This window comes from Parabacteroides distasonis (assembly GCF_004793765.1).
GTDB classification, from domain to species: Bacteria; Bacteroidota; Bacteroidia; order Bacteroidales; family Tannerellaceae; genus Parabacteroides; species Parabacteroides distasonis_A.
This window is the reverse complement of record NZ_SRYM01000051.1, coordinates 1-26370: the sequence shown is the minus strand read 5'-3', so window position 1 is coordinate 26370 and position 26370 is coordinate 1. Positions and strand designations below refer to the sequence as shown.

Genomic DNA, 26370 nt, shown 5'->3' with positions numbered 1-26370 from the left:
ATTTTAGTGGTTGATAAAATGGTTATTGTTGTTTGGCGTAAAGCATGACTTTATAGCCTGCTTTCAGCTTTACTTTTACAGTCCTGAACTTTTTCGCAAGATAGCCGGACGTACCTTGCAGCAAGCCCCTTGTCACGTCCATAGCCACCTGCTGCCCGGCACTCCGTGCAAAGGAAATGCTTGTACCCAGTCCGCTTCCGATATTCGCCATAGCTTCGTTGAACGCTTCCTGCTCCATAGAGGACGGTACGGAAAGCCCCTTTTGCCCGTCCATGTCAAACACGGCGAGTTCCACCGGGATGATGTTGCCAGCGTACTCAATCGAGGACACCAGTATGTCGAGCCGTTCGCCCTGCACCTTTGCCGTCCCCGCCACAAGGGTATTCTTCGGCACAACTATGTTCCCGGCTTGCATGGGTTCAAGCAGCCGGAGTTTCACTGCCTGCCCGTCCGTCAGGGTTTGGTCTTGGTGGATGCAGGCGGCTATCGTGTTCCTGCCCATAGCGTAGCCCGTGCCTACCGCCGTGTTGAAGCCGTAGTTTCGTGGCTGGCTGTAAGCCCGGATGAAGTCGGCATCGCTCACGGGCTGCTGCAATCCCGATACGGTTGTTTCCCGGATAGCCTGCACGGGCTGTGCTTGTGGCTTTTGGGTGATAGTCCCGGCAACAGGCACTTGTGCCGTTTGCCCGTTCTGCCCGCCCTCATTCATGTACTTTGCCGCCAGCTCGTAGGACTTTTCCAAGAGTGCCATTTGGTCGTCTGCCGTAGACGTGGCGTTCTGCTGCTGTTGCAGTCTGTCGGTGAGTTCCGCCACCTGCCGCTTCAAGTCCTCTTTTTCCTCGTCCACCGCCGGGGTTTCGTAGAACGTGCTTAACTGGCGGTTGATGTCCCGGTAAGCGTTTGCCGAATAAGAAGCACCGCCGCCCCTTTGTGGCTCCGCATCTTCTTCCGGCATCAGGTCGATTTCCGCTTGCGGTTCTTCCGTTTCATCGTCCAGCGTGAAACCGAAGTCCTGCAAGGATTGTATCTTGTCCTGCTGTTTGCGGTTCAGCATCGCTTGTTCGTAAGCCTTTTGCTTGTCGGCTATAATCCCGTCCTCTGCGGGCAGGGGGATGTCGGCGTTGAAACCGCCCACGCTTTCCACATTCACGTCCTCTTTGCCGGAGGGGGCGAATATCAGGTATATGCACCCGGCAAAGGCAAGGAACATCAGCGGGAAGACTATCATTTTCCTGCGCTGCTGCACCTGCTGCGGAGTAAGTTCCCGTTTGGGCTTCTTTTCCTTTTCAGGCTTCCCGTCCGTCTGCGGTACGGTCGTGCCGTTCTCATTCTTCTGTACTTCTTCCATATTGCGGTCTGTTTAAGGGGTTGATACTGTTGATTGTGTCATTGCCTTGCAATGGCAGTTGTTTGATATGTTCTATTTGCAGCCGCCTGCCGTCCCGTTTCCCGATATTGTAGATTGATGAAACGGTGATGTAGATAGACAAGCCGCCGAAAAAGAAGAACATCACGAGGATAACCGCCAGCCTTTTGCCCGGCGTAATCCGTCCGCACATTCGGCGCAGGCAGTCGTCCGCCCAGTCCTGCACCTTTTCGATGTAATTTCGTTTTCTCTCCATAAGGCTATCTCTTAACGGTTTGCAAATCCTTGTTCTCGGTAATGGTGAACGCTTCGATGATGAAGCCGTGCGGGTTGTTGTCGCTCCGTGTGGCGTTGAGTAGGCGGCACGAGGTCACAAGGCTTCGCACCGTCAGGCTGCTTTCCCGGACAATCAACTGGCGGGCATACGTGTTCACCTTGTAGGGGTACTGGTCGAAGTCACACTTCACGCTGTCAATCTCCACCGTCTGCGTGACGTTTCCGGAAATTACCCGGTTGTAGTAGCCCTTTTCCGCCAAGTCCTTGTAATAGTTGAAAGCGGTCTTGTCGGCGAGGAACAGCGAGCGTTTGATGTTGCTTTCGATAGCCCCCTTGTCGGGTGATAAGGTGAAAAACAGTTCGTGGAAACGCCGCACGTGCGATTTGGCTTCCACGGGTCTGTTCTGTGCCATGTCCTGCGAGAGTGCCAGCATCAGGCTTTTACCGTTGTCGAGGACGTATATCTTCTGCCGCTGCTTTTCGGCGAAGCTGTACGAGTTCCACACGGCAAAGCCCGTCACCAGTGCGCACAGGCAGCTGAATACCAGCGCAAAGAGCCGGATTTGCCGGAAACTCGTTTCGATGTTCGTTAATGATTTAAATTCCATATATTAAATTTTGATGTTGGTTATTTGAGTAGTTTCCCGGTTACTTTCCCGCTTGCCGCACCGACCGCAGCCCCGGCGATTGACCCCGCCCGTGCCACGTTGCGGTTATAGGCAGACGTGCCGCCAGCCGACACAATCCAGCTTGCCACCGTGGGAATGGTGAAGTAGCCCACGATACCTATAATCATAAAGATTACATACACGGTGCTGCTCCCGTCAGGAATGAAATTCGGGTCTGAAAGTTCCTGAATGTCCTTTTGGAGCATCAGCGTTTGTATGCGTGCCAGCACGCTGCTGAACAGGTCGGACACGGGCAACCACAGGTAAATGGAGATATAGCGTGAAATCCACTGGGTCAGCGTGCTTTGGAAACCGTCATAGACGGAAATCGCAAACGCCAGCGGACCCAGTATCGAAAGCACAATCAGGAAGAACGTGCGCAGCGTGTCTATAATCAGCCCCGCTGCCTGAAAGAGCATTTCCAACAGTTCCCTGAACCAGTCCCGGACGGACTTCTTGATATTGTACGCCGCCCTGTCCATGTACATACCCGTCATAGTCACCATGTCGGAGGGCGACCAGCCCAGTTCTTCCAGTTGTCGGTCAAATTCCTCGTCCGATGCGAGGTAAGCCGTTTCGGGGCTTCGCATCAGGGCTTCATATTCCAGTCGGTCTTTCTGCGCCCGGTACTCGTTCATGTCGAAAGTCTGCGTTTCCATAAGCTGGTTGCACCCTTTCACCACTGGCGACAGCACCGTGTTGATAGTCCCCAGCACAAACGTGGGAAAGAACATGATGCACAGCCCCAGCGCAAAGGGGCGCAGGAGCGGGTACACGTCTATGGGTTCGGCACGTGCGAGCGACTGCCACACTTTGGCGGCTACATAGAACAAAGCTCCCAGCCCGGCTATCCCTTTCGCTACCCCCGTCATGTTGCTGCACAAGGGCATCATTTCATCGTAAAGCACCCGCAACACTTGGTGCAGGTTGTCAAAATCCACTGCTGCTAATAACATAGGCATACCGATTTATATGTTACCAGTAGCGTTCATCCGCCGAGCCGTAGAGAGCCAGCACCCGGTCGGTGTCGTTCTTCTTCTTCGCCCGCAGGTAGGACACGGAAATGTTCTTGCGGGTGTAGTAGTTCACGAGGTTGCGGTAGTTGAGCAGACTTCGATAAGCGTTGTCGATGATTGCCAGCCGTTCGGCATCCGTCAGCGACATACCCGTGATGTTCACTACATTCTTCAAGTCCTGCAACACGTCCGAGCTTTCCGACATCAGTTTGGCATAGCCGAACGATATTGCGGAAAGTTCGTCAGGCGTGAAATTCGGGTCTGCCAGCATGTTTTGGAAGTTGCGCACGTAGATTTCGGAGATTTCCGCCACCAGTTCAATGGACTTCTTCACCTTGACACCGCCCTTTACCACGTCATGCACCGCTTTGAGCGCATCGTAATATTTTTTACCCTGCTGGAAAATCTTCTGCGCTTCCATGAAGCCGTCCAGCGTGTTCTTGGCTGTGGTGGAGGTCTGCACTATCTGCTTGGTGGTGTTGATGATACCCTGTGCCAAGTTGCCGGGGTCTGACACCACCCACTGGGCGGATGCCTTGCCGATGAAGCAAAGGCATACCGCCATAAGGAGAATTGTTTTCTTCATGTTCCTAATTTTTAAGTTGTTGATGATTGGGGATTGCGTTTGCTTTCCGCAAGCCGCTTGATAGCCAGTTCAAGGTTGCCGCCCAGCTTCTCGGCGAGGGCGAACAGTTCCATTTTCTCGCTTTCCTCTGTAGTGTACGTGTAGTATTCGTCCAACGAAACTTCCGTGGCATATACCGCCGACTGCGTGCCGCCCAGCGAAAAGAAAACTTCCTTGTACTTCCGTCCGGGGTGGTTCGCCATGTTGATAGACAATACCTGCGAACGCTCCTTGTCGGTCAGTCCCAAGAGGTTCTGTATGCTGTCGAACTTGTTGAGATATTTTCGCTGGTCTAACAAAATCTTGCAGTCCGAGTTGTTGATGATACTCTCTTTCACTATGGGCGAGGAAATAATATCTTCCACTTCCTGCGTTACCACAATCGCTTCCCCGAAATACTTCCTGACGGTTTTGTACAAATATTTTATGTAGTCCGCCATGTTCGCCGATGCAATCGCTTTCCACGCTTCTTCAATTAGTATTAACTTCCTTATTCCCTTTAACTTGCGCATCTTGTTTATAAAGGCTTCCATGATGATAATGGTCGTTATCGGGAATAAAATCTTGTGGTCTTTGATATTATCCAATTCAAAGACAATGAAGCGTTTATGCAGCAAATCCAGTTCCTTGTCGGAGTTCAGCAGGTAGTCGTACTCACCGCCACGATAGTACGGTTCAAGCACGTTCAGGAAATTGTCAATGTCAAAATCCTTTTCCCTGACGTTCTTCTGTTCAAGCTGTCGGCGGTAATCATCCCGGACAAACTCGTAGAACGTGTTGAAACAGGGCGTTACCGACCTGTCGCCCGTGATACGCTCGATATAGGCACTTACCGCATTGGACAACGCCACTTCTTCCGACCGCTTGGGGGCTTCATCGTCCCGCTTCCACAGGGTGAGTATAAGGGTTTTTATACTCTCTTTCTTCTCGATGTCAAATACCCCGTCTTCGACATAGAACGGGTTGAACGCTATCGGGTTTTCGTTGGTGTAGGTGAAATAAATCCCGTCCTCGCCGTGCGTGCGGTTGTGGATAAGCTGGGACAGCCCCAAGTAGCTGTTACCCGTATCGACCAGCAGCACGTGCGCACCCTGCTCGTAATACTGGCGCACCATGTGGTTGGTGAAGAAAGACTTCCCGCTACCACTCGGCCCAAGTATAAACTTGTTGCGGTTGGTGGTGATGCCTTTCTTCATGGGCAGGTCTGAAATGTCGATGTGCAGCGGGCGACCGCTTACCCTGTCCACCATTTTGATGCCGAACGGGGAAAGCGAACTCTTGTAGTTCGTTTCTTCCACGAACAGGCAGAGAGCCTGCCCCAAGAACGTGTAGAAACTTTCCTCTGCGGGGAAGTCCGCCTCGTTGCCGGGTATGCCCGCCCAAAAGAGCGTGGGCGTGTCGGTGGTGTTGTGGCGTGGCTTGCACTCCATTAGCGCAAGCTGGCTTCCCACATCGTTGCGTATACGTTTGAGTTCGTCCCGGTCGTCACTCCATGCCATGACGTTGCAGTGGCAACGCACCGAGATAAGCCCCTTGCTGTGGGCTTCGTTCAGGTACTCGTCTATCCACTCCTTGTTCACTTGGTTGGCACGGGAGTAGCGGGAGAGCGATTGCATATTCCGGGCGGTCTGCTCGAAGTTCTTCAGGTTTTCGGCGTGGTCGTCTATGAAGATGAACTGGTTATAGACGTGGTTACACGACAACAGCACACCCACCGGGGCGGCAAAACTTAACCTGCAATCGCTCCGGTCAGTGGACAGTTTCTCAAATCGGCAGTCCGTCCCGACCTTTCCGGGCAAATCTTCCACGTCCGAAAGCGTGTGCAGGCACAGTATATCGTTCCCGACACGCATTTCTTCCGGGTACAGCCCGATGTCTTTCAGGCAAGTAGTGTCGGTTTGCGAGAGCGAGAAGTATTTCTCGATGATGCCCGCCTTGCCGTCCTGCCCGGTGATTTCCGATGCCGCCAGCCGGGTAAGCGTGACAAACCCGCTGTCGTTCATAATCCTTTCAAACTGCCCGACCGCTTCGATGAACTTTGCAGCCGTTTCCTTGTCGGCTATCTCCTGCGGGACAATCCTGCCCCGGCAGAGGGTGGAGAAGTCGCTCTGTCGGCGGCTTCTCTCCCTTGTCGTTTTCGTCAGGAACAGGTAGCAGTAATGGTTCAGGAACGGGCGTTCATTGAAATGCCGTTCAAAACTCCGGGACAGGAAACTAAGCTCGTCCCTTTCCGTGTCGGGCTGGTAGTTCTCCTTGATGAAGAAGTCCTGCTTGTGTACTATGGAGTAGTCGGGCAGCACCTTGATAGCCTTGTACCACGCCGAATGTATGGCTTCGTACTCGGCACTGGTGACGGTGAACAGTTCGGGCAGTTCCACCCTGAAAGCCACCGTTATGTCCGCATCCTTTGAAATGATGCAGCCGTTCTCCACCGCCAAAAGTGGAAATTTTCGTTCCAGCGTGGTAGCCTTTAATGTATTCCTCATGTTCTTTCTTCCTTTCTTCTTTTGTAGTTGAACAGGCGGGGTATCGCCTTTCGGCTGATAATGAAGCGTGGGTGTCTTTTGCGTGCGGCTGCTTTCATCAGCCCGTGCGTGCCGTACCGTGCGTTGAGCCGGAACGTCTGCCACACGAGCAGCAGCGAAGCCGACACGATGAAACCGATACATAGCCACTGGTTCACGCCTGCCATGAACAGGACGATGAACACCACGAAGACGGTAAGCAAGCCGCCTGCAAAAATGAAAAGGTACTGGCTTTTCAGCCCCTTGAACTCCACCGGCTTTCCGATACCCCTGTTTACCGGATATTCAGACATAGCCGCCGTTTTAGAGGAAGAACGACCGCAGGATAGTGGCGGCGACAATCAGGAAGATACACGCCCCGAACCAACTGGCGGCAGTCTTTGAGGTGTCGGGGTCACCGCTTGAAAATTTGTTATATACTTTTACCCCGCCAATCAAGCCGCAGACCGCCCCGATTGCATACACCAATTTTGTTCCGGGGTCGAAATACCCGGTGATTAGGTTCGTGGCTTCGGTGATGCCCGCCTGCCCGTTGCCCTGTGCGTAGGCACTTACCGCAGCGGCAAGGATAGCCGCCGACAAAAAGATTCTCTTTCTCATTGTGATTTGTTTTTAATGCCGGGCGGCGGGTGGGAAGTCCGCCTTACCCGGCTGGTGAATAATTTGAAATTTTAGTGGTCGGGGATAGTCCCGTTTGTCTGTTTGGTTTTCAGGTTGCCAATCAACCGTAGTCACGTTGCTTCATATTGTTACACATTATTATATTATAGGAAATCGTTCATGTCGAACGCTTCGTGTTCCTTGCTTGTACCGCCAGCTTCGGCAGGGACGGCAGCCGTAGCCAGTTCCGCTTCGTTGCGTCCCAGCAGTTCCGCCACCTTTGCCAGACCGCCGTTGATGTTCTCCACCACCGCATCGTAGAGGTTCGTCCCCTCAATGCTTGCCAGCGTCCCGGCGGCTTGCCGCTGTTCCGCTTCGGTGGGGTTGTCGGCGTTCGCCGTGCGTACCGCTTCGCCCAGTTCGTCAAAGCTCACGCCCGTAGCCCGCCCGGTATCATCGTCACCGTCCATGTACCCGGCTATTTCCTCGTCCTCGTAGTCGGGTTCGTCATTCTCGTAACCGGGCGTTTCTTCCGGCAGTCCGTCAGCCTGCGGCGCAAAAATAGTATCATTTTCAGCCGCTTGCGGGAGGTGTCCCGATTTGTCCTGCGCTGTCCCGATTAGTCCACCCTTGTATCGGCTTTCACCTATCAGCGTGTAGCCTGAAACCCCGTTTCGTGGGAGTGGCGCATCATCCGTTCTGCCCGGTGATGTCCGGCTGTCCGTGTAACGATACCACAGCCACAGGGCGATATAGTACACCAAAAGCCCGGTAAGTATGCAATGGATTACCATAGTCAGACAGGTTTTTGAAAGTGGCTTTCGTACAGGGTGTTTATCTCGTCTTGGTACTGCTCGAAGTGGCGCAGCAGAATGTTTTCCACGTAGCTGCTTACCGTCACCTTGCGCCCACCTATCACCGTCACGATACGCATCAGCTTCTCGTGCGTGGTACGGCTCACGTACAAGGGCTGTCGGTCTGCCAGTTCCACTTTCTGAAAGTAGGTTTCCCGGTAGTCACCCGAACCGCCCTTGCGCCTGCGGGGTGTCGGTTTCTCTACTTGCACCGTTTCTGTTTGTGTTGTTTCTTGCGGTACATCATTCGTCTTATTATTATCTTGTTTACTCGGTACACCTTGCAAAATAAGTTCTCGCATAAAATCCTCGTCTATCTTCGGCATCCCGCCGCTTTGCTTTGCCATATCATTTTAATTTGATGTAGTACACTATTTCGGTTATCAGTTCTTCCAAGTTGCTTCCCCTTACCAGCGGGCGGCTGGCGGGAAAGAGCGTGGAGCGGAACACCGCCTTTTTATCCGCTACCAGTTCCTTTTTGTAGCGTTTGGTATCGGGGATAAAGGTTTTCATCAGTGGCAGTTCCAGTTCCTTAATCGTCTTGTCGTAGGCGGTGTAAAGGTCTGTTTTCTCCCGACCGTCCACCATGTTCCAAAAGAGGTACAGCCCGGCAAGTCGGCAGGCTTCATTCTTCACCAATAGCTTTTGGATAGCCATTGCGAACGACAGGCTGCTTTCCAGCACCACCTTGTCGGCTGAAATGGGGGTGAAAATGTAGTCCATGCCCGCAAGGGAGTTTATCACGCCCTCGCTGTTTACCGTGCCGGGCAGGTCGAAAAACACTATATCCGGCACGTGTCCGGTGGATATATATTCGTCAGCCGTTGCAATCGCCTTTTCAGGTGAACTGCACAATACTTGATAAGCTTTCTTCCCCAGCCGGGTAAACTGTTCATACGCCATGCGCTTGTAATCTTCATCCGCCCCGACCTGCTCGGCATCCCGCTTTCGCATCCCGGCAATGGAGTGTTGGGGGTAGTCGCAATCGACCACCGCCACATCGTAGCCTTTGAGGTAGTAGAGGTAACTCGCCGCCAGCACGGTAAAGGTTGTTTTGCCGACCCCGCCCTTTTGGGTGGAAAAGGCGACATAAAGGGGTGTTTTCTCGTTTTCCATATTGCTTTCGTTCATTATTGGTTGATAGATTTATTTATTGCTTTCAATCAATCCAGCCATATAGCTTTCTTTGTTTCCATATTGCAATCTTGAAAGATTGAAAGACTGTTTTATTTCAATCTTGTTTTCCTGCTTTCATGCTTTCTTGAAATATTGAAATAATGCAATCATGCTTTCTTGAAATCATGCTTTCAATCATTCTTTCCTGATTGGAATATTTCTTTCAATCTTGCTTTCAATCTTGAAATCCGATGCAAAAAAAGGGAGAAAAAACGTCCCCTGAAAACCTTGTCCCGATTTGTCCTGTGCTGTCCCGATTTGTCCATCAACTACCTATTTTACAGCATTATAAATCACCGTTACTTTGCAACGGAGTAACGAACCGCCGGGGGCGCAAGTGTAAAAACGGGCTGGTGAACGCAGGGCTTACCGTTCCACGCTAACCCCAATCCGTCCGTGACGGATTTCGATTTTCGTCAGAAAATTCCGATTAAGTGAGAGCAAAGCGAGCTTGCTTGTTTTGCCGAACGTGAGGAATTTATAGAAAATAGCAAGGTGTGTTTTGTAAAAACGAAAATAAGAATATTATCTATTGAATAACAGATATTTATAAGAAGTGTATAGAATAATGGGTAACGATATAGAAACGAGCGAAATTCTTTAATTTGCCTTATGTTTCCACTGTTTCAATACTCTGCTACAAAAATAGTTATATTCCTTTAAATGCCAATAATGTCTTTGTAAAACTACAATAAAGTTGTAGTTTTACAAAGACATGAGATTAGTAAAAATATCATCCCCTAACAATATCAAACATATGAAGAACTTCAATGCACAATACGGTAAGCATTCCCGATTGGAATTATTAAAACATTTTATCTTGGAACATGGAGCTTATATCGAACTCAAAAAGGGAGAACAGTTCTCTGTTCAGGGTAAAATGAACCGCCGGGGGGCTTATATTGAAAACGGCTTATTGAGATATACCCATGTGGATGAAAGAGGAAATATACATATAGTAGGATATACTTTTTCAAATGAATTTGCGGGGAGTTTATGCACATTCATAAATCCCGACCGACCGTCATTAGTCACTATTGAGGCTGTTTGCGATTCAAAGATTTACTATCTACCATATTCAACGGCAGAGGAATTTTTTACGACAAATGCCGAAACCATGCAAATAAAGTGTACGCTTGTCGAACAATCATACTTGTTGATGTATCATAGATTATTGGATATGTACTGTAAAACTACGGAAGAACTTTATCTTGATTTATTGAACAGATGCCCCGACATTCAAGAGCACATTACGTTGAAAGAAGTGGCTTCTTTCTTACAAGTCACACCTGAAACAATCAGTCGCATCCGCCACAAACTGAACAAATAGCTTACGATAATGAATGATTTTAATACATATCTCAATAATTTGGACTATTCTCATGTAAAAGATTTATTTGCGAGAAAAGGGATATTGCGTACTTACCATAAGAAAGATTTCTTTATCCGACAAAATGAGATAGAACGTTTTGCCGGTTGGGTGAAACATGGCACATTTCAATATACGCATATTGACGAAGAAGGAGAAGAACACATTGTAGGATATGCTTTTACCGATGAATTTGTATGTGACTATTCTTCTTTTATGAAAAGTTGTTTGTCAGCAGTGAGCATTCAAGCATTAACAGACTGTTCTGTTTATGAAATATCACGCCATGATATTATAGAATGTTGGGAAACGAATATGGAAACTCAACGATTAGGAAGATATGTAGCTGAAAATCTATATGAAATGGTGTATGAACGATTGCTCGATTCGTATTGTACACCTGAAATACGATATCAAAGACTAATGAAACGTTGTCCTGACCTTAAAGATATTGTACCCTTGAAAAGTATAGCTTCTTTCTTAGGGGTTACTCCTGAAACAGTTAGTCGCATACGCCGCAAATTGGAGAAATAGCCAATCTTTTTAACATCCATTATACTGGGGTCTTGACAATTGTCAAGACCTTTTTTCTTTATTCTTCCGTATTTTGCATTCATGATTTAGTATTAACGGATAAGGCTTAAATGAAGTGTGGATGCGACTAATCAGATAATTTCAAACGTTTGGAAAACAGCAATATTTTTGTTGTTTTTTTTATTTCTCGCCCGTCCAGTCAATGCACAAGTACAAAACGGGTGGACTCCAAACGATTCTGTCCGATTGACTAAAATGCTGAAAGGAGAAATGCCTATCCATATTGATGATGCTTTTAAAAGGGAACTGGAACAGTCTATTATTGGTCATTCGCCAAAAGACGCTAATAGGTACTGGGATGATTTTAGGTTAGATATTGATTTTAAAGAAGATTTTCCGAATGTAGTAAATATTGGGTGCGCCACAACGTTTCACTACAAATTAAATCATAACAATAATCTATTGAATGGAAATCTAAAATGCAAAAGCCTTATGATAAATAGTCGGATAGATAAAAATCTCCCTCTTATAAAGATTCAACAAAAAACAAACATGACTATTCCTTTAAACAAGAAACTACATTTTAGTGTATATGGAAGCTATACACTGGACAAAAAACGTAGTGTGATACTTCCGGCAACTTCTATCCCTTATAAGGTAGGAGCAGGATTTTCATATGAGATAGGTAAACATGCCATTATTAAATCCCAAACGAACTACCAATATAACATAATACAAAAAAGATGGGAATGGTTCTTTGGTGCAGGAGTTTCTTTTACCTTTTAATAGTCTTGTAATCAATAAACTGAATTCGTATGATGCGATTAAATAACATAATAACATTGACATTTTTCTACCTGTTTTTAGGTTGCTCTCAAACAGTCGCTTGGGGGCAAACGATTAACGGAAAAATAATAGATGACAAACAACTGCCTATAGACGGTGCGACTATTATTTTGCAAACGATGGATTCGACTTATATAGGCGCATCCATTTCCAATGCTGACGGTATATTCGTTTTTAAAAGCCAACAGAAAGAATACCGCTTGATAATACAACACCTTTTATATGAAACCAAACAAATGGTAAGTAAAAAAAATGATGCTGGAATTATTCAACTTCAACCTAAAGACTATGCTTTGGATGAAGTTATTATAAAGGCGAAACGTCCTTTTGCAAAAGTAGAGAATGGACTTTTAGGATATAATCTTGCTGTTCTTACCCAAAATCAACTCGTAAACAATGCTTATGAAGCATTGACAAAAATACCGGGAGTGCAAGAAGACAGAGGAATACTAACTTTGGCTGGAGCAGGAAAACTGACTGTTATTCTAAATGGAAAACCTACAACAATGGATGCCGGACAACTTGAAACAATTTTGCGCAATACTCCGGTTAGCCGTGTAGAAAAAGCGGAAGTAATGTACAGCGCACCTCCTGAATATAATGTGCGAGGTGCAGCTATTAATATTGTTTTAAAGCATTCAAACGACTACTCTTTTCAGGGGGAGATAAGTGCTGACTATAAAAACCAATATTTCAATGATGGGGGAATGAATGGAAACTTTCGTTTATCAACTCCCCAAATGGCTTTTGATGTAATGTACGGAGCAAATAACGTGAAAAAGATGGAGTACATAGACCTTGATTCCAAACATACGCTAAAAGATGAACTACATCATATCATACAAAACGAACAGTTACGTAGTAAGTACTGGAAGCATGACCTTAGAGTAGCTTTTGAATATAACTTCAACAACAAAAACAATATCAATATAGCATACACAGGCAGTTATACCCCCGACCAGCATAATAACAGCCGGACATCAGGCAACTACCAAACCAGCAATGTGGATAAATATGTTGACAATCAAATGCACAATATTACATTGCAATATCATTCAGGCTTCGGACTTGAAATAGGTGGTGATTATACACATTATACTTCCAATAATAATCAAAGGCTATACGCAAATTATCAAGATGAAAATCAGAGTAGTTTCTCTATGGTTGGCGGACAAAAGATAGACCGCTATTCTATCTATGCAGACCGGAAACAGTCTTTACCCAAAGGATGGAATCTGGGTTATGGAGTTTCCTACCGATTTGCTAAAGATATTGATTTCCAAACTTATGATAAAGAGACAGGTAACATTCAAACTCAAAACACATATTCCAATCTAAGAGAACAAACTACCAGCTTTTATGTATCATTGAGTAAAAACTATACAACAGGTACATCTTTATCCGTTTCCGCTACGGGAGAATATTATACGATTGGCAATTATCATAAATGGGCAGTTTACCCACAAGCATCATTGATTTACTTTAAAACGCCGAAACATATGTTTCAACTTTCATTATCTACGGACAAAACTTATCCAAGCTATTGGGATATGCAATCTTCCGTCAGTTATCTTAATGGATATACAGAATTATGGGGAACGCCGGGGTTGAAACCGATGACAAACTATAACCTGAATGGGAATTATATATGGAAGCAGAAATACATCTTTGGTTTGTTTTTCACGCACACCTCAGATTATTTCACTCAAGCCGCCTATCAATCGACTGACAGGCTGGCACTAATCTATAAAAATACAAATTGGAACTATATGCAGGTATGGGGCGTAAACATCATATTGCCTTTTGAGGCAGGAAACTGGCTGGATTCCCGATTAACCTTAGTCGGTATGCAAATGCACCAACGCTGTGATAATTTTTTCGACATTCCTTTCAATCGTAAGAAATGGGTATTTAGCGGCACACTGGATAATACGTTTAAAATAAATAAGAATTTGTCTTTCGAACTAATGGGAAATGTACAGACTCCCGTCATACAAGGGACATTTGATATAGAATCTATTTTTAATCTCACTGTCGGATTACGGTGGAATTTCGCCAATGACAATTTGAGCTTATCCGCCCGTTGCAATGATATATTTGATACGGGAATGCCTGCAACACGAGTTCGTTTTAAGGGGCAAAACTTGAATATGAATAGCGGATTTTATTCACGAGCATTTACTCTACATTTCAGTTATCGCTTTGGTGGATATAAGAAAAAAGAGGTAAAAAAGATTGATACATCAAGATTTAGATACTAATTCAAAAATGATATGAGAACATTGTTACTAATTTTGAGTGTTTTATGTTTCGGTTCATGCAAAACGTCATTGATTACCTATCGAAATGGATATATATTTGACAAGCAAGGTGAAACGATTGGTAATTATACTAACGGATATATTTATAGTTCAAAGAGAATACTCAAAGGATATTATTCCAATGGCTATATTTATGATGATAATCACAATATTATAGGGAATTATGCAAATGGATATGTGAAAATGAAAAACAAAGACGATTAATAATATAATTTCAACACTACATGGAAAGTGTATTACAACAGAGATTTTTCCGTTTATTATCGGAATACTCGCAGCGCAAAGTTTCTGCATCTGAACTTACAGAGGCTATCGAAGAATTGGCTACGCATGTAGCCGATTTCAGCATCAACGAACAGGATTATAGCGTATTACTGCGTTATTTCTCCTTTGGCTTGCACCGTCTCAAATCGTACCGTGTACGGTTTGAGCAAGAAAAAAATGCCCTATCTGCATCTAATTGATGAAGCGATAGGGCTGTTAAACACCGAAATACGTCTTATCGAATGGCGCATCAAGTACCCGGAACAGTTGCGGCAACACACCGATACACAAGCCCTTTCCCCTCTCTTTCTTGCCGACAAGACAACCCTTATCAACATCATGGAAATAGTAAGCGGTCTGTTCCTCTCCAAAGACATCGTATATCAGAACGGCAAACCCGCCTACTTGGTGGATTTATCCAAAGCCTTTGAATGGCTTTTCAATATCAGGATAGGCGACTGCCACCAAAAGCATGAGGACGTGATAAAACGCAAGCCGGGTAAAATCACAGAGTTTCTTAATGGACTGGCAGAGCTTATCCGCAAGGAACATGAAAAGAAAGGGTACAGATAACCAACGGCTTATGATTTATTTATAGGGGATTCCATTAGTTCCCCCGTAATTTCTTTGCGCCTGTTTTCTGAACTTTGCTTCATCAATCGATTGACAGACCATAATGTATAATCAGAAAAATGAAGCAATCATGTATATAGATAATGACGATTTCAGCGTATGGATGCAGAAGCTGTACGCCAAACTGGAAGAACTCTGCAAGGATGTACGGGTACTGCGCAATGCCGACAGGGTGTTGCCCGAAGATGACAACCTGCTGGATAATCAGGACTTGTGCCTGCTCTTCAAGGTGAGTATCAAGACCCTGCAACGCTACAGGGCTATCGGTGCGCTGCCGTATTTCACAATCAGCGGAAAAGTGTATTACAAGGCTTCCGATGTCCGGGAGTTCATCAAGGAGAGATTCAGCGTTACCACGCTGCGCCAGTTCGAGAAAGAACACTGCACGAAGAAAAAGAAGTGAATTAAAAAGCCGGGGCGGTTCTGCTCCGGCTTTGCTTTTGGCTTATGGCTTGCCTAATTTGTCGGCTTCCTCCTTTAGCTGCTCGGCTTGCTCGTTCAACAGCCTTGCCCGTTCCAACGCTTCCGCCTGTTTCCTGCTGCGGTATTCAAAGCCTTTCACCGAATCGGTCAGGCTTCGGATGAAAGCGTTATCCCGTTCCCGGCTGAACTTTGTTTCCAGTGAATCAAGGCTGCTGCCGTCTGCCTTTCCTTTCATCAGGATATAGCGGTATTTTATATCGTTGTCCTGTAACCGCTGCATTCTTTGTATAAACCGCACATTCAATGCAAGCGACACAAGACAAATGATTATCCCTGCTGAAAGAAGAAAGAACTTGGGTTTCAAATAGGGAGTTACCCGGTATGTCAGTTTGCCGTACCATGAAACGGGCATTGCTTCCCCTGTCGTTGTATCATCAGCCGGGAACAACACCTTTAACCGTTCCTTGAAATATCGGTGCGAGGTCACGATAAGCCCCTTTATATCTTCAAGGTCTTGTTTTTGGTTCTCGGACTGCCCTTTTCCGATACTGCCGATTTGGTTTAGAATCTCCCGTACCGTGTTTTCAGTAATGCCGGATTTACCTTGCATTTCTGAAATGCGCTGTTCGATAACGTCCAGTCGGTTAATCGTTTCCTCCCGGCTGGCTGGCGTTACCTGCTTCTCCTGCCGTTCTTTCAGTTCCGTAACCATAGAGAGAAGCCCCTCCAAAATTAAATTTTCTTCCATGTTCCTACAATTTTAAGTGTCGTTTCTTTTTCTTCCTTTTTCTTTCACCGGGATTGTCGGGCGTATCATCAGCCGGAGAGGACGGGGTAGAGAACAGACCGCCCAAGCCTGCCAGTAACGGACTGTCGGCTTTGCCCGGTGTCTGCGATAGCTCCTGAACAGGTGCGGAAATCGTCTGTCGGTTGCTTTCGGTAGTGTTCAGCCCCGCATCCCCGAAACATTTATCCAGCTTGGAGAAACTGAAACTGCGGTCTATCTCCGACCCCTTGAACGTATATTCGCCTTTGGAAAAGGATATACCCTGCACTTCGCCAGTCTGTCCCCTGTACTTGAAATGAATCCCGATACCCTTTTCTGCCAGCCGGGTTTGTAACTGCCGCCAGTTCCTTGATTCCCCAATTTCATTCTTTACTGTGTTGTAAATCTCATATTTGGATTTGTCCGGCTCTCTCAAACGGTGTTGCTTTACATGCTCCTTGCCTTTAGCGAAATAAAGCCCGTGTTTGGCTTTCAGCTTCTTGCATACTTGTTCATTACAGTACATGTCGTTCCTGTCCGAAATGGTCTTGCCGTTGTTGCCTATGCGGTTGAACACGATATGCACGTGCGGATGTTCCCGGTCTTGGTGGCGCACGATGATGTACTGCGTATCGGTGATTTTCATTTCACGCATGTACTCCTGCGCAAGCTGTATCATTTTCCCGTCTGTCAGCTTGGGTGCGTCCACCGGGGAATAGCTTAGCGCAATATGTCCGACAGGCTTTTTCAGGTCGGGGTTCATCCCGGCTTGCAGAATGAAACTGCGTATGATGTCCCGGTTGCTTTCCGCTAACACTCCCTCCGCATGAAGCAAGGCAGCCTGTTCCTTGCCCAGCACGTAATTTACACAGCCCTTAAATCCGCTTCCCTTTTTTATTTTTCCAATCATCCGACAACCGGTTTATGATTTCGACAATCCTGTTCTTGAGTTTCACCAGTTCCACCGCTACCAGTGCGAACCCTCCGGCATTCGCCCGGTGCGCCAGTTGGTTGATGTTGTTGGCTTCGCCCGCCAGCCTGCGGATAGTGTCCGCATCCTGCCTGTTCAGCCGGGGCGTTACCTCTGCCGAAACGACCGCCTGCCGGACGTACTCGCTGACACGCAGCCCGGCTTCCTCGGCTCGCTTCCTGATTGCGTAGAACTGTAACTCGGTCAGTTTCGTACTGACTACCCGGTTCTGCTTGTCTATCCGGCTTTTTGCCGGGCGACCTCCCGGTTTGTTCCTTATTCCTGTCATGTGTTTTTGCTTTTAGGTGGTATCTTAAAAATTGCGACCAACGGGAGAAATTTTCTTTGCTGTCAAGCAAAGCAAGGTGTTTCGGTCTACCGAAACATAACCTTGCTCTCCCTAATCACACAGCCTGCCGTCGGTTCATGCCGCCAGCTTTGCAGGTCACATCCTTAGCCCTCTCTTTCTTTTTTCACCCGGATTCTGTCTGTTATCATGCTCCGGCTGGGGCTTGTCGGTAACTGTCAAATCTTGGGATTGCTTCACTTTAAGGCTACGCAGATAGTCGTTCAGGTCATTGTGACCGCTGTACAGGTGTGATGCGTCACGTACACGCCATTTGTATTCCTGCCTTATGGCTTCAACCGCTTTCCTGCCTGCCTCGTCATTGTCAAGCATACAGTGTATATGCCCGTAACCAGCCAGCGGATATAAGGCTTTATCTACGTTGGCGGTGGAGTTCAGGATAACGTAATCCTGCCAGTCGGTACAGGGCATACCCGGGCTTTTCTGTTGCCGGATAGTGAGGAATGAGAGGAAATCCATAAAGCCCTCGAACACGAAACAGGTATCTCTCGGCTCTCCCTTTTGCCTTATGTGGGTGATGTCTTTCGATGTGCTGCCCTTGAAACGGGGATTGCGAAGCTCGTAACCTCCTGAATCATTCCTGAACGCCAGCGCAAAATAAGGCTTTCCACCGATGCGGTAATACATCTCCTGCACGTATGGGACTGCCGTTCCGGGGGAAATCCCCCTTTCCTGCAAGTAGCGCATGAGTGCCGGATTCTGTAACGGCTGTATTCTGCGTATCTCTATCGGGCTGGCTGCCTGCCTTTTCGTGTCCCTTTCGGGCAGGTCTTTCCCGTGAAAGGAAAAAGAGGTAGTGTCGCCCTGCTCCAGTCGGCAGATAGCACCGTAGGCGTTGCACCCGTTCTGCTTCATCACAAGGTCGATGAGCGTCCCACCCTCGCCAGTTCCGTAGTCACACCATAGATTGGCGTTATAATCCACCTTGAAACTTGGCGTGTTGTCCTCCCGTAAGGGGCTGCGGTACATCCCGTAGCTTCCCTTTTCCGTGACGGGCTGGATTCCCAAAGAGTTCAGGTAATCCTTGATACTGATATTGTTGGCTTCCTTGTAGGTCATAATCTTTATTTTTTTGATGTTGATAAATTGCAGTAGCACAGTAAGAAGTCAGTAAGAAGAAAACTCACTATGTTTCTGCGCATAATTCTTTTTTCTTTCAGCGGATTATCTCTTATGCAGTAAGATAAGTAAGTTATTTCTTCAAAAGAAGATAGAAATATAACCCTGATAATTCCTGCGTTTTTTCTTTTTCCAAACTTTTCCAAAAGTTTGCGGTTTTATCTTACTGCTTACTGCGCTATTATTAAATATTTGATATACAGGCTGTAAAATAAAAATATATCTTACTATGGCAGTTACTGCGTTGCAGTAATAACCAATCGTAAAATGACCGTGCTAACCGTAATCGCTGTTTGTACAGGATGTTGGAACAGGCTTTATCCTATACCCATATACCGAATAGGTCTGTTTGTCAATACGTTTCTGTACCCGTTTGAACCCGGCTTTGCGTAACGCTTCCCCCAGCCGTTTTTCAGATAGTTGCATGGGGCATATATCCCGTAAGCGTGCCAGTATCTGTGCCGTTGTCATAAAAAACAGGGTTTCTTCCCCCTCTGTCGGCTTCTCAAAGTATTGTGCCAGCATCTCGAACTCGACCGTCTGCACCTCAAATTCCGCATTTGTCAGGTGCAGTTCCCCAATCTCCGCATCATTGAACCAGTAGCGTACGCCCTGACGGTACAGGTACATGATTTCGGAATAGACGTTATCCATGCGGATGCTTTCTGCCGTGGGCTTGTCTATGCGCAGCACCTCGAACGGCAAAAAACGCCTGCTGCCTGTCGGGTCGGTCAGGAACTCGTTGCCGTTCACCGAAGCCATGAAGCTGGCGAGGTGGGGGTATTCCTCTATATAAACATCATACGGTCTGCGGTACTTCACCGCCGGGGTGGTGATAAGGTTCTTCAATGCGTTCTCGTTCTGCTTGTTGAGTTCCTTTAGCTGGTCGTCAATGTTGATGAACAGGTATTCGGCTATCAGTGTCAGGATGTCTTTGCCCTGCGGGTCTATCTTCCCGGTGAACAGGTAGTTCTTAAGCGGTGTCGGGCAAAGGTTGTCCAGCCACCACGATTTGAACTGCCCCTGCCTGTCCCCGGTCAGCACCAAACAGGTATGGTTCTGACACCCCGTGTCGTTCATGGCGTTGGCTACCACACCGATAAGCCATTTCGTGAAATATTCCTCCCATTTGCCGGGGTTGGCTACCTGTACCGTGTTCAGAAGCCTGCCGATATGCCCGTGTTCGGCAGGATTCAGTAAGGGCAGGGCGTTGAAGTATTCCCGTATGGGATGTACCTTTCTTGCGAAATCGCTTTCCAGTATGGTACGGATGTTCTCGGCAGAGGTGACGATACCAGCGGCCGCATCCAGCCTGCGCCTGAACGAGTTCAGAACGAATTTCGTAACGGGCTGGTACAAGCCCGAAGAATCCGCAGCCCGGTATTCCGTCCGGCTCTTTACGGTGTTGAACCGGAAATCGTACAGGACGTTCAACAGGCTTTCGATGCGCTCGTTCTTTGATTGCCAGCCCTCGATATGCCGTGCATCATCACTTCTTTTCTTTTTCATCGGGAAGTCTGTTAGAAGCCGGGACATACTGCTGCTGCATCCACTTTTTGAGTTCCTCCATGTCAAAACGCAGGGTACGCCCACGCTTGACACACGGTATCATCCCCTTACTGGCTAAATGATACAGGTAATTGACCGAATACCCAGTTATGCCGCTGGCAACGGATATTTTGACTAACACAGGCTCTTTTCCGTCCTGCCGTTCTCCGGGCTGTGCGCCCGTGACCGGGGCAATCATCTTTTCGATGTTCTCCAGCCGTTTGAAAATTTCTTCGAAAGGATTGTTCATAAGTGCTTATTTTTTGAATTAGCACCACAAATAAAATAAGAAGAATCGGTAAAAAACAAAGCGTCAGCCGTTTGGAATCGCTTTGCTTCGCTCTGCACCAAATTAATGTCGGCAAATAGAAAACGGCTTTGTGTTCATTACCTTACTTATTTAATTAAGGAGTGGAGAAAAAACAGTTTTTTTGTTATCGGTTCGTTTCTTTCATGTTGTTTTTGGGTTGGCGGTGGACATTTTCGGACACGCAAGGTCATTTGCGGACAGGAAGAAACAACCTATTATTCAGCCTTATATATTTGCACCAGTGAAGAAAAACGGAGTATTGACAAGAATAAATATATCGGTTATGGAAATAGTGACGATTGAAAAGAAAACGTTTGAACTATGGGAACAGAGGTTTGAAAATTTTGTGGGTCGTGTGGATGCGCTCTGCGTGCCTTTACGCAGGAAGCGTGACAAGTGGCTGGATAACTGCGAGACCTGCCGTTTGCTGAATGTTTCAGCCCGGACGATGCAGACCTACCGTGATACGGGAAAACTGCCTTACTCGCAGATAAACGGCAAGATTTACTACAAGGCTTCGGACGTGGAAGCCTTTCTGCTCGAACAAGTAAGGGACAATTCTAAAAAGTAGGCGTATGGATTTGATAACGAAAGATTCCGAAACCACGCTGGTACTGTTTTCTTCCCTCGACAGGGTATTGGAAAACGTGGAGTACGTGGTAATGAACTATCGCCCGGTATTGAACGGTGAACACTACCTGACGGGCGATGAGGTGTGCAGGCGGCTTTGCATCAGCAAACGGACGTTGCAGGATTACAGGGACACGGGGCTGCTGGGCTACGTGCAGCTTCCGGGAAAAATCATCTACCGGGAAAGCGAGATTTTAGACCTGCTGGAAAGGCATTACAGAAAATGAAATCTTGAAAACATGAAATCTTGTTTTATTGATGTCTTGCTTTCTTGAAAGATTGAAAGGTTGTTTTATTTCAATCTTGTTTTCTGTATTTATTGATTTATTGTTTGATTGATTGAAAGCCAGCAATCACGTTTTCTTGAAAACTGTGTTGCTGGCTTTTTTATGGGCTTACTGCCGTGCAAGCCTGTACCTGCCTTTGATACGCCCGGCAAGGCTTGTCATGTCCTCGTTCAGTTTGGTACGGGTTATCTTCGCATAAATGCGGGTGGTGTCTATGCTTTGGTGTCCCAGCATCTTGCTGACCGTCTCAATGGGTACGCCCATTGAGAGGCAAAGGGTCGCAAAGCTGTGGCGGCTCATGTGGTAGGTCAGCCGTTTATCTATCCCGGCTTTCTTGGCTATCTTTTTCAGCAATATGTCCGCATTGGTGAGGGTACACATCTTGAACACTTTCCCGCCCGTCCCGGCAAAGGGCGTGTCTTGGTACTTCTTCATTATGCGCAGGGGAATATCGGTTAGCGGGATAAACGCAAGCGACCCTGTTTTCTGCCTGTTCAGGGTGACGTACAAAGTCCCGTCCTCCTGCCGCCCGATATTGTCATAGGTCAGATTCTCAAGGTCTGCGTAGGCTATGCCCGTGAATGGATAGAAAACTATCAATGCAACCAATAGAGGAATCCGGCAAAAGAACTGCAATTCGTTGTAAAGCAGCAAAATTGTGTTGGTTTGCGCAGTTGGGTAAATAGCAAAAACAGGTAGAATAACGAACCTGTTCAGCTACCAAGTCATTACCTGTTTTCATTTCATTTAGATGCAGTCAATCAAGGGATAAACTGTCTGTTAAAAGGTATTTCCATCCGGGAATCTTACTTTACCCTACAGATTTAACCTATCCGGTTTTGATTGCGCCGTTCTGCCTGATTCTCATACCGTTCAACAGGCGAGATATGAGTAAAATTGCAATCAAAAAAGTAACGCATGAAAACAGAAATGAAAGTGCTGCTCTACATCAAGCGCAGCGTACAGGACAAGGACGGCTTTTCTCCGCTCATGGGCAGAATATCCGTCAGGGGAAAGGTCAATTCCATCGCGCAATTCGCGTGCAAGTTCAAAATCGATGTGCGGTTGTGGAACGCCACCGCCCAACGCTGCACCGGCAAAAGCAAGGCGGCGACAATGGCAAACAGGGAGATTGAACGGCTACTGCTGTTGTTGCAGAAGCGGTTCAACGAACTTACTGATATCAAGGATGTCGTGAAAGCGGAGGAAGTCAGAAACGTGTTCCAAGGTCTGGCTGAGACCCAGGACACCATCATGAAGCTCTATGCGGAGCATAACAGCGACTATGCCCTGCGTGTAGGGGTGAATAGGGCGGCAAGCACGTTCTACCAGTACCGGAACACCTGCCGGATACTCGGTGAGTTCCTGAAAGAGAGATACCATGTGTCGGATATGCCTGTCAAGCAGCTGGATGAGAACTTTATCGAGGCGTTTGATATGTATATGCGCACGACAAGGCGTTTCATGCCCAGGACCATACTCGGACATATTAACCGCCTGAAAAGCGTAATGATGCTTGCCGTGTTCCGCGGCATCGTCCCTTTCAGCCCGTTCAAAGGTTATGCGCCGCAGAAACCTGTTTTCAAACAGATGTATCTGACAGAAGACGAGCTTGACAGGTTTGCGAACACTACCTATGACACCCCCAACCGTAATTTCACGAGGGACATGTTCCTGTTCTCGTGCTGGACGGGTATCTGCTACTGCGACATGAGGAGCCTGACAGCCGCCAATCTGGTGAGAGCGGATGACGGCAGTCTGTGGATTCATACGGAAAGACAAAAAACAGGGACGCCCGAATGTATCCGGTTGATGGAGATACCGCTGAATATCATTGAAAAATACAAGGATATGGACAGCGACGGGAAACTCCTTCCTATGCTGACCAAAGAGAGCATGAACAGACACCTGAAAAAGATGTCCGTGATGTGCGGCATCAACCGTCCAATCTCATTCCATCAGGCAAGGCACACCTTCGGAAGCATCATCTGTCTGTCACAGGGGATTCCGATAGAGACCGTCAGTAAAATCATGGGGCATCGGCATATCACCACCACACAGCGGTATGCGAAAGTCACGCAGGATAAAATAGACAAGGACATGGACGGTCTGAACGATATTATCGGGGGCAAGTTTACCTTATCGGGCATTGACACTGCCCCGTCTCCAATTCTGAAGGATTATAGCCAACGTAAAGTCAATCCGAGCATGAAGCAAAGAGAGTACATAACCAAAATGATGGAGGGGTAAGCCATGCGAAGCACATTCAAACTGTTGTTCTATATCAACCGCCGGAAAATAAAGAAAAACGGCAGATGTCCGATTATGGGACGGGTCACCCTTGACGGGAAGATAAGCCAGTATTCCACAGGGTTGGAAATAGAGCCTGACTTATGGGATGCAAAAGTGGGCAAGGCATTCACGGACGGCCGTAAGACCGGAAACATCACCGGCGAAAAAAGAAATGAGTTGAACAGGCTGAACTCATTATTGGAGGCTTTGGAAGAGAAAGCGAAGGCCGCCTACAAAAGAAACGTGGACTCTTATGGCTTCGTCTCGGCAGAAATCATCAAGAATGCCGTCACCGGGAAATCCGATGTCAAAGAGACATTGCTGTCCCTGTTTGACGAACATAACGGGGAATACGCCAAACGTGTGGGCATTGACCGGACAAGGCATTCCTACGTCCGTTATCTTACCACCCGCAAGCATATATTTAACTTTTTGAAATTCAAGTATGATTTGGAGGATATTCCGTTACGCTCACTGACGATGAAGTTCATGACCGACTTCACGTTATATTTCTCTACCGTACTGCGGTTAAAGGTGTCTGCCTACAATGACTACCTTATCCTGCTACACAAGATGACACGGCTGGCGTTGAAGAAGCACATACTCAAGCGCGACCCGTTTGCAGGGCATAAGATTGAGAAAGTGCCTGTCAACCATCGCCACCTGAACAGGGAACAGTTTGAAAAGCTGCTCAATGCCAAACTGCCCACCTACCGCCTGTGCCACACGCGCGACCTGTTTGTCTTTTCGGTGTTCACTGGCATCGGAAGGGCAGATCTGGCAAACCTGACGGAAGACAACATCGTCACAAAGGAAGACGGTTCCAAATGGATTCACATCGCACGGCAGAAGACCAAGGCGGAGTGCCATATCAAACTTCTTGACATACCTCTCCGCATTATCGAAAAATACAAAGGGGAAGGCGAGGACGGAAGATTGTTTTACGTCCCGCAGACCTGTAACCTGTGCCGCAGCCTTAAAATCATAGCCGAACAGTGCGGTCTGGGATGTCACCTGACATTCTATCAGGCGAGGCACAGTTTTGCGACCCTTATCTGCCTGAGCAACGGGGTTCCGATAGAAACCATCAGCAAGATGATGGGACATTATTCCATACGCACCACCCAGATATATGCCGAGATAACCAACCACAAAGTGAGCAGGGATTTGGAAACCCTGTCTGAAAATACCAAAGGCAAATATACGTTGCCCGATGACGGTATGCCGTCACGGGTGTTCAAATGCGGAAATTACAGCGGTTGGAAAAAGGAGTGTGCATCAAATGATGAAACTAAAATCAAGTGACAATGAATAGAGGAATAATAACAATCAGTGAAACGGGTGCGGTTACGATGCCGACCGTATCCGTATGGATGACGCAACAAGAGATAGCCGACCTGTTCGGGGTGTTCTCATGCGATGTCCGCAAGGCGATTCATACCATTTACAAGAACAAGGAACTGAACGAATTTGACACGATGAAGTATCTCAAGCAAGCGGATGGAATCAGTTATGATGTCTATAACATTGAAGTGATTATAGCCGTTGCATTCAGGATATGCAGTAAAGAGAGTGTCTTGTTCAGACGGTTTATAATAAATGAAATTAGCACCATTAAGAAAGCTACACCGATTACACTGTTTGTTGCCAGCGTCAGAGGTAATAACCGATGGTATAGTTGAGGTTCATTCCGTCAGCCACTCGTTTCCGATACACGGATGCAAAGGTAGCGTATGGCTTGATGGCATTGGCAAGGTCGGGCGGCAAGCCGTTTCGGGCAGAATCTTCCTCCTGTGGAGCGTATTCGGCCCGAAAACCTTGCCACTGCCTGCCACACGCTTGAAAAGCATCCGGCAACGGAAACAAGCGACTGATGGGAAATCAGGTTGCCGTCTGTAGGTAAGCAGAGCGGTAGCCGTCAGCAAGCATCCTTTCGATGTCGGATTCACGGTAGAGGATTTTGCCACCCAACTGGATATAGGCGATACGCCCTTCATTGCGGTAGTCCTGAAGTGTCCGGCGGCTCACCTTCAGCCGTGCCGACACCTCCTTGTCGGTAAAGAAACGCTCACCGTTCAGTGTCGGGCGGTAATTGGCGGTCAGATGCTCGAAGCTGTCCAAAAGACGGTCGAGGCTGCCCATGAAGTGGATTATCCACTCGCTGTCCTTGTTAATCAGTTCATTCATGTTACTTTGGATTTAGTGGGTATTGTTAGTTTACTTCGTTCATTTCATCAAGTTTATATAGTTCTTCCTTTGAACTTTGCTTCTTTGCGCCTGTCCTCCACAACGGAAACAATGCGCTGTACATCATCGGGACGGTAGTAGGTCTTGTGGCTTATCTGCGAGTAAGCCAGCGTCCCATTGTCCCGAAGGGTCTGCAACGTGCGTGGGCTGATGTTGAGTATCCGGCACACGTCCTGATTGTCCATCCACTCGCCCATTGTCTTCTCTCCGTGCCTTCGGCAGATGGCATCCATGCGACTGACGAAACGGTCGAACTTGGCGACCATTGCCTCAAAGGTCTTTCTTTCAATTGATACGATTTCCATATACATACTTTTTATTGTTACTGTTTCTTTTGC

Annotated in this window: 33 protein-coding genes; 13 read left to right on the top strand and 20 right to left on the bottom strand. The window is 47.2% G+C overall.

Annotation, left to right across the window (positions count from 1 at the left end; translation table 11 throughout):
* Positions 1–22: 22 nt before the first annotated feature.
* The 11 genes from traM to E5342_RS14955 form a co-directional block, all read right to left on the bottom strand.
* The gene (gene traM / locus E5342_RS15005; protein ID WP_135959690.1) at positions 23–1348 is read right to left on the bottom strand and encodes a conjugative transposon protein TraM; all 1326 of its coding nucleotides are present in this window, start codon (positions 1346–1348) and stop codon (positions 23–25) included.
* Entirely contained in the window at positions 1326–1622 is a 297-nt protein-coding gene (locus tag E5342_RS15000; RefSeq protein WP_135959689.1) for a TraL conjugative transposon family protein, read from the bottom strand. Before E5342_RS15000 ends, traM begins: the two co-directional genes overlap by 23 nt.
* A 4-nt stretch (positions 1623–1626) precedes the next feature.
* Entirely contained in the window at positions 1627–2250 is a 624-nt protein-coding gene (gene traK, locus E5342_RS14995) for a conjugative transposon protein TraK (RefSeq protein WP_025019049.1), read from the bottom strand.
* A gap of 20 nt (positions 2251–2270) precedes the next feature.
* Positions 2271–3266 (bottom strand): conjugative transposon protein TraJ, encoded by a 996-nt coding sequence (traJ, locus tag E5342_RS14990; RefSeq protein WP_004326113.1) that lies wholly within the window; start codon positions 3264–3266, stop codon positions 2271–2273.
* Positions 3267–3285: 19 nt separating this feature from the next.
* Positions 3286–3912: a DUF4141 domain-containing protein gene (locus E5342_RS14985; protein WP_007653045.1), complete on the bottom strand. Its 627-nt coding sequence runs from the start codon at positions 3910–3912 to the stop codon at positions 3286–3288.
* Between the two features lie 11 nt (positions 3913–3923).
* Complete coding sequence (locus E5342_RS14980; RefSeq protein ID WP_135959688.1) at positions 3924–6437, bottom strand: TraG family conjugative transposon ATPase; 2514 nt, start codon at positions 6435–6437, stop codon at positions 3924–3926.
* Entirely contained in the window at positions 6434–6769 is a 336-nt protein-coding gene (locus tag E5342_RS14975; protein WP_135959698.1) for a DUF4133 domain-containing protein, read from the bottom strand. Before E5342_RS14975 ends, E5342_RS14980 begins: the two co-directional genes overlap by 4 nt.
* Positions 6770–6779: 10 nt before the next feature.
* Positions 6780–7076: a DUF4134 domain-containing protein gene (locus E5342_RS14970; RefSeq protein WP_100263229.1), complete on the bottom strand. Its 297-nt coding sequence runs from the start codon at positions 7074–7076 to the stop codon at positions 6780–6782.
* Between the two features lie 164 nt (positions 7077–7240).
* The gene (locus tag E5342_RS14965; protein WP_135959687.1) at positions 7241–7870 is read right to left on the bottom strand and encodes a hypothetical protein; all 630 of its coding nucleotides are present in this window, start codon (positions 7868–7870) and stop codon (positions 7241–7243) included.
* Between the two features lie 2 nt (positions 7871–7872).
* A complete protein-coding gene (locus E5342_RS14960) occupies positions 7873–8277 on the bottom strand; it encodes a DUF3408 domain-containing protein (RefSeq protein WP_135959686.1) in 405 nt (134 codons plus the stop codon).
* A gap of 1 nt (position 8278) precedes the next feature.
* Positions 8279–9061: a ParA family protein gene (locus E5342_RS14955; protein WP_135959685.1), complete on the bottom strand. Its 783-nt coding sequence runs from the start codon at positions 9059–9061 to the stop codon at positions 8279–8281.
* Between the two features lie 802 nt (positions 9062–9863).
* Between E5342_RS14955 and E5342_RS14945 the strand changes: the two genes are divergently transcribed.
* From E5342_RS14945 to E5342_RS14910, 8 genes are all read left to right on the top strand, one after another.
* The gene (locus E5342_RS14945) at positions 9864–10436 is read left to right on the top strand and encodes a Crp/Fnr family transcriptional regulator (RefSeq protein ID WP_135959684.1); all 573 of its coding nucleotides are present in this window, start codon (positions 9864–9866) and stop codon (positions 10434–10436) included.
* 9 nt (positions 10437–10445) lie between these two features.
* Positions 10446–11009, top strand: a complete 564-nt coding sequence (locus E5342_RS14940; protein ID WP_135959683.1) for a Crp/Fnr family transcriptional regulator — start codon at positions 10446–10448, stop codon at positions 11007–11009.
* Positions 11010–11126: 117 nt separating this feature from the next.
* Positions 11127–11795: a hypothetical protein gene (locus E5342_RS14935; protein WP_135959682.1), complete on the top strand. Its 669-nt coding sequence runs from the start codon at positions 11127–11129 to the stop codon at positions 11793–11795.
* A gap of 29 nt (positions 11796–11824) precedes the next feature.
* Entirely contained in the window at positions 11825–14116 is a 2292-nt protein-coding gene (locus E5342_RS14930) for an outer membrane beta-barrel family protein (protein WP_135959681.1), read from the top strand.
* A 12-nt stretch (positions 14117–14128) separates the two neighbouring features.
* Entirely contained in the window at positions 14129–14380 is a 252-nt protein-coding gene (locus E5342_RS14925; protein WP_122377541.1) for a 4-fold beta flower protein, read from the top strand.
* Between the two features lie 20 nt (positions 14381–14400).
* Positions 14401–14640 (top strand): hypothetical protein, encoded by a 240-nt coding sequence (locus E5342_RS14920; protein ID WP_135959680.1) that lies wholly within the window; start codon positions 14401–14403, stop codon positions 14638–14640.
* Positions 14594–15013 carry an RteC domain-containing protein gene (locus E5342_RS14915; protein WP_135959679.1) on the top strand — a complete coding sequence of 140 codons (420 nt, stop codon included), beginning with the start codon at positions 14594–14596 and terminating at the stop codon, positions 15011–15013. The genes E5342_RS14920 and E5342_RS14915 overlap by 47 nt, the downstream gene beginning before the upstream one ends.
* A gap of 130 nt (positions 15014–15143) precedes the next feature.
* On the top strand, positions 15144–15476 hold the full coding sequence (locus E5342_RS14910; RefSeq protein WP_005645903.1) for a helix-turn-helix domain-containing protein: 333 nt from the start codon (positions 15144–15146) through the stop codon (positions 15474–15476).
* A gap of 42 nt (positions 15477–15518) precedes the next feature.
* On the opposite strand, the gene E5342_RS14905 is transcribed toward E5342_RS14910, so the two are convergent.
* From E5342_RS14905 to E5342_RS14880, 6 genes are all read right to left on the bottom strand, one after another.
* Positions 15519–16244: a hypothetical protein gene (locus tag E5342_RS14905; RefSeq protein ID WP_135959678.1), complete on the bottom strand. Its 726-nt coding sequence runs from the start codon at positions 16242–16244 to the stop codon at positions 15519–15521.
* Positions 16245–16248: 4 nt separating this feature from the next.
* Positions 16249–17172 (bottom strand): relaxase/mobilization nuclease domain-containing protein, encoded by a 924-nt coding sequence (locus tag E5342_RS14900; RefSeq protein WP_135959677.1) that lies wholly within the window; start codon positions 17170–17172, stop codon positions 16249–16251.
* Positions 17138–17521, bottom strand: a complete 384-nt coding sequence (locus E5342_RS14895) for a MobC family plasmid mobilization relaxosome protein (RefSeq protein WP_135959676.1) — start codon at positions 17519–17521, stop codon at positions 17138–17140. The genes E5342_RS14900 and E5342_RS14895 overlap by 35 nt, the downstream gene beginning before the upstream one ends.
* Positions 17522–17677: 156 nt before the next feature.
* Positions 17678–18658: a toprim domain-containing protein gene (locus E5342_RS14890; protein ID WP_135959675.1), complete on the bottom strand. Its 981-nt coding sequence runs from the start codon at positions 18656–18658 to the stop codon at positions 17678–17680.
* 336 nt (positions 18659–18994) lie between these two features.
* On the bottom strand, positions 18995–20227 hold the full coding sequence (locus E5342_RS14885; protein ID WP_135959674.1) for a VapE domain-containing protein: 1233 nt from the start codon (positions 20225–20227) through the stop codon (positions 18995–18997).
* Positions 20208–20516 carry a helix-turn-helix domain-containing protein gene (locus E5342_RS14880; protein ID WP_135959673.1) on the bottom strand — a complete coding sequence of 103 codons (309 nt, stop codon included), beginning with the start codon at positions 20514–20516 and terminating at the stop codon, positions 20208–20210. Before E5342_RS14880 ends, E5342_RS14885 begins: the two co-directional genes overlap by 20 nt.
* Positions 20517–20859: 343 nt before the next feature.
* Here E5342_RS14880 and E5342_RS14875 point away from each other — a divergent pair, with 343 nt between their 5' ends.
* Together E5342_RS14875 and E5342_RS14870 are read left to right on the top strand one after the other, a co-directional pair.
* Complete coding sequence (locus tag E5342_RS14875) at positions 20860–21147, top strand: helix-turn-helix domain-containing protein (RefSeq protein ID WP_135959672.1); 288 nt, start codon at positions 20860–20862, stop codon at positions 21145–21147.
* Between the two features lie 4 nt (positions 21148–21151).
* Entirely contained in the window at positions 21152–21433 is a 282-nt protein-coding gene (locus tag E5342_RS14870; RefSeq protein ID WP_024988805.1) for a helix-turn-helix domain-containing protein, read from the top strand.
* Positions 21434–21601: 168 nt separating this feature from the next.
* Here the strand turns inward: E5342_RS14870 and E5342_RS14865 are convergent, their stop codons facing one another.
* The gene (locus E5342_RS14865) at positions 21602–22147 is read right to left on the bottom strand and encodes a site-specific integrase (protein ID WP_246867130.1); all 546 of its coding nucleotides are present in this window, start codon (positions 22145–22147) and stop codon (positions 21602–21604) included.
* Between the two features lie 264 nt (positions 22148–22411).
* On the opposite strand from E5342_RS14865, the gene E5342_RS14860 reads away from it, so the two are divergent.
* From E5342_RS14860 to E5342_RS14850, 3 genes are read left to right on the top strand one after another with little or no spacing between them, the layout of a single operon-like run.
* Complete coding sequence (locus tag E5342_RS14860) at positions 22412–23743, top strand: site-specific integrase (protein ID WP_135959670.1); 1332 nt, start codon at positions 22412–22414, stop codon at positions 23741–23743.
* A gap of 3 nt (positions 23744–23746) precedes the next feature.
* The gene (locus tag E5342_RS14855; protein ID WP_135959669.1) at positions 23747–25090 is read left to right on the top strand and encodes a site-specific integrase; all 1344 of its coding nucleotides are present in this window, start codon (positions 23747–23749) and stop codon (positions 25088–25090) included.
* A gap of 2 nt (positions 25091–25092) precedes the next feature.
* Positions 25093–25467, top strand: a complete 375-nt coding sequence (locus E5342_RS14850) for a hypothetical protein (protein WP_135959668.1) — start codon at positions 25093–25095, stop codon at positions 25465–25467.
* A 199-nt stretch (positions 25468–25666) separates the two neighbouring features.
* Here E5342_RS14850 and E5342_RS14840 read toward each other — a convergent pair whose 3' ends face one another.
* A complete protein-coding gene (locus E5342_RS14840) occupies positions 25667–25972 on the bottom strand; it encodes a helix-turn-helix domain-containing protein (RefSeq protein ID WP_135959666.1) in 306 nt (101 codons plus the stop codon).
* A gap of 53 nt (positions 25973–26025) precedes the next feature.
* Positions 26026–26337 (bottom strand): helix-turn-helix domain-containing protein, encoded by a 312-nt coding sequence (locus tag E5342_RS14835; RefSeq protein WP_135959665.1) that lies wholly within the window; start codon positions 26335–26337, stop codon positions 26026–26028.
* Positions 26338–26370: the final 33 nt, after the last annotated feature.

Coding starts and splice junctions, on each gene's coding strand:
- traM (WP_135959690.1), bottom strand. CDS start 1,348: ATGGAAGAAGTACAGAAGAATGAGAACGGCACGACCGTACCGCAGACG.
- E5342_RS15000 (WP_135959689.1), bottom strand. CDS start 1,622: ATGGAGAGAAAACGAAATTACATCGAAAAGGTGCAGGACTGGGCGGAC.
- traK (WP_025019049.1), bottom strand. CDS start 2,250: ATGGAATTTAAATCATTAACGAACATCGAAACGAGTTTCCGGCAAATC.
- traJ (WP_004326113.1), bottom strand. CDS start 3,266: ATGTTATTAGCAGCAGTGGATTTTGACAACCTGCACCAAGTGTTGCGG.
- E5342_RS14985 (WP_007653045.1), bottom strand. CDS start 3,912: ATGAAGAAAACAATTCTCCTTATGGCGGTATGCCTTTGCTTCATCGGC.
- E5342_RS14980 (WP_135959688.1), bottom strand. CDS start 6,437: ATGAGGAATACATTAAAGGCTACCACGCTGGAACGAAAATTTCCACTT.
- E5342_RS14975 (WP_135959698.1), bottom strand. CDS start 6,769: ATGTCTGAATATCCGGTAAACAGGGGTATCGGAAAGCCGGTGGAGTTC.
- E5342_RS14970 (WP_100263229.1), bottom strand. CDS start 7,076: ATGAGAAAGAGAATCTTTTTGTCGGCGGCTATCCTTGCCGCTGCGGTA.
- E5342_RS14965 (WP_135959687.1), bottom strand. CDS start 7,870: ATGGTAATCCATTGCATACTTACCGGGCTTTTGGTGTACTATATCGCC.
- E5342_RS14960 (WP_135959686.1), bottom strand. CDS start 8,277: ATGGCAAAGCAAAGCGGCGGGATGCCGAAGATAGACGAGGATTTTATG.
- E5342_RS14955 (WP_135959685.1), bottom strand. CDS start 9,061: ATGAACGAAAGCAATATGGAAAACGAGAAAACACCCCTTTATGTCGCC.
- E5342_RS14945 (WP_135959684.1), top strand. CDS start 9,864: ATGAAGAACTTCAATGCACAATACGGTAAGCATTCCCGATTGGAATTA.
- E5342_RS14940 (WP_135959683.1), top strand. CDS start 10,446: ATGAATGATTTTAATACATATCTCAATAATTTGGACTATTCTCATGTA.
- E5342_RS14930 (WP_135959681.1), top strand. CDS start 11,825: ATGATGCGATTAAATAACATAATAACATTGACATTTTTCTACCTGTTT.
- E5342_RS14925 (WP_122377541.1), top strand. CDS start 14,129: ATGAGAACATTGTTACTAATTTTGAGTGTTTTATGTTTCGGTTCATGC.
- E5342_RS14920 (WP_135959680.1), top strand. CDS start 14,401: ATGGAAAGTGTATTACAACAGAGATTTTTCCGTTTATTATCGGAATAC.
- E5342_RS14910 (WP_005645903.1), top strand. CDS start 15,144: ATGTATATAGATAATGACGATTTCAGCGTATGGATGCAGAAGCTGTAC.
- E5342_RS14905 (WP_135959678.1), bottom strand. CDS start 16,244: ATGGAAGAAAATTTAATTTTGGAGGGGCTTCTCTCTATGGTTACGGAA.
- E5342_RS14900 (WP_135959677.1), bottom strand. CDS start 17,172: ATGATTGGAAAAATAAAAAAGGGAAGCGGATTTAAGGGCTGTGTAAAT.
- E5342_RS14895 (WP_135959676.1), bottom strand. CDS start 17,521: ATGACAGGAATAAGGAACAAACCGGGAGGTCGCCCGGCAAAAAGCCGG.
- E5342_RS14890 (WP_135959675.1), bottom strand. CDS start 18,658: ATGACCTACAAGGAAGCCAACAATATCAGTATCAAGGATTACCTGAAC.
- E5342_RS14885 (WP_135959674.1), bottom strand. CDS start 20,227: ATGAAAAAGAAAAGAAGTGATGATGCACGGCATATCGAGGGCTGGCAA.
- E5342_RS14880 (WP_135959673.1), bottom strand. CDS start 20,516: ATGAACAATCCTTTCGAAGAAATTTTCAAACGGCTGGAGAACATCGAA.
- E5342_RS14875 (WP_135959672.1), top strand. CDS start 20,860: ATGGAAATAGTGACGATTGAAAAGAAAACGTTTGAACTATGGGAACAG.
- E5342_RS14870 (WP_024988805.1), top strand. CDS start 21,152: ATGGATTTGATAACGAAAGATTCCGAAACCACGCTGGTACTGTTTTCT.
- E5342_RS14860 (WP_135959670.1), top strand. CDS start 22,412: ATGAAAACAGAAATGAAAGTGCTGCTCTACATCAAGCGCAGCGTACAG.
- E5342_RS14855 (WP_135959669.1), top strand. CDS start 23,747: ATGCGAAGCACATTCAAACTGTTGTTCTATATCAACCGCCGGAAAATA.
- E5342_RS14850 (WP_135959668.1), top strand. CDS start 25,093: ATGAATAGAGGAATAATAACAATCAGTGAAACGGGTGCGGTTACGATG.
- E5342_RS14840 (WP_135959666.1), bottom strand. CDS start 25,972: ATGAATGAACTGATTAACAAGGACAGCGAGTGGATAATCCACTTCATG.
- E5342_RS14835 (WP_135959665.1), bottom strand. CDS start 26,337: ATGGAAATCGTATCAATTGAAAGAAAGACCTTTGAGGCAATGGTCGCC.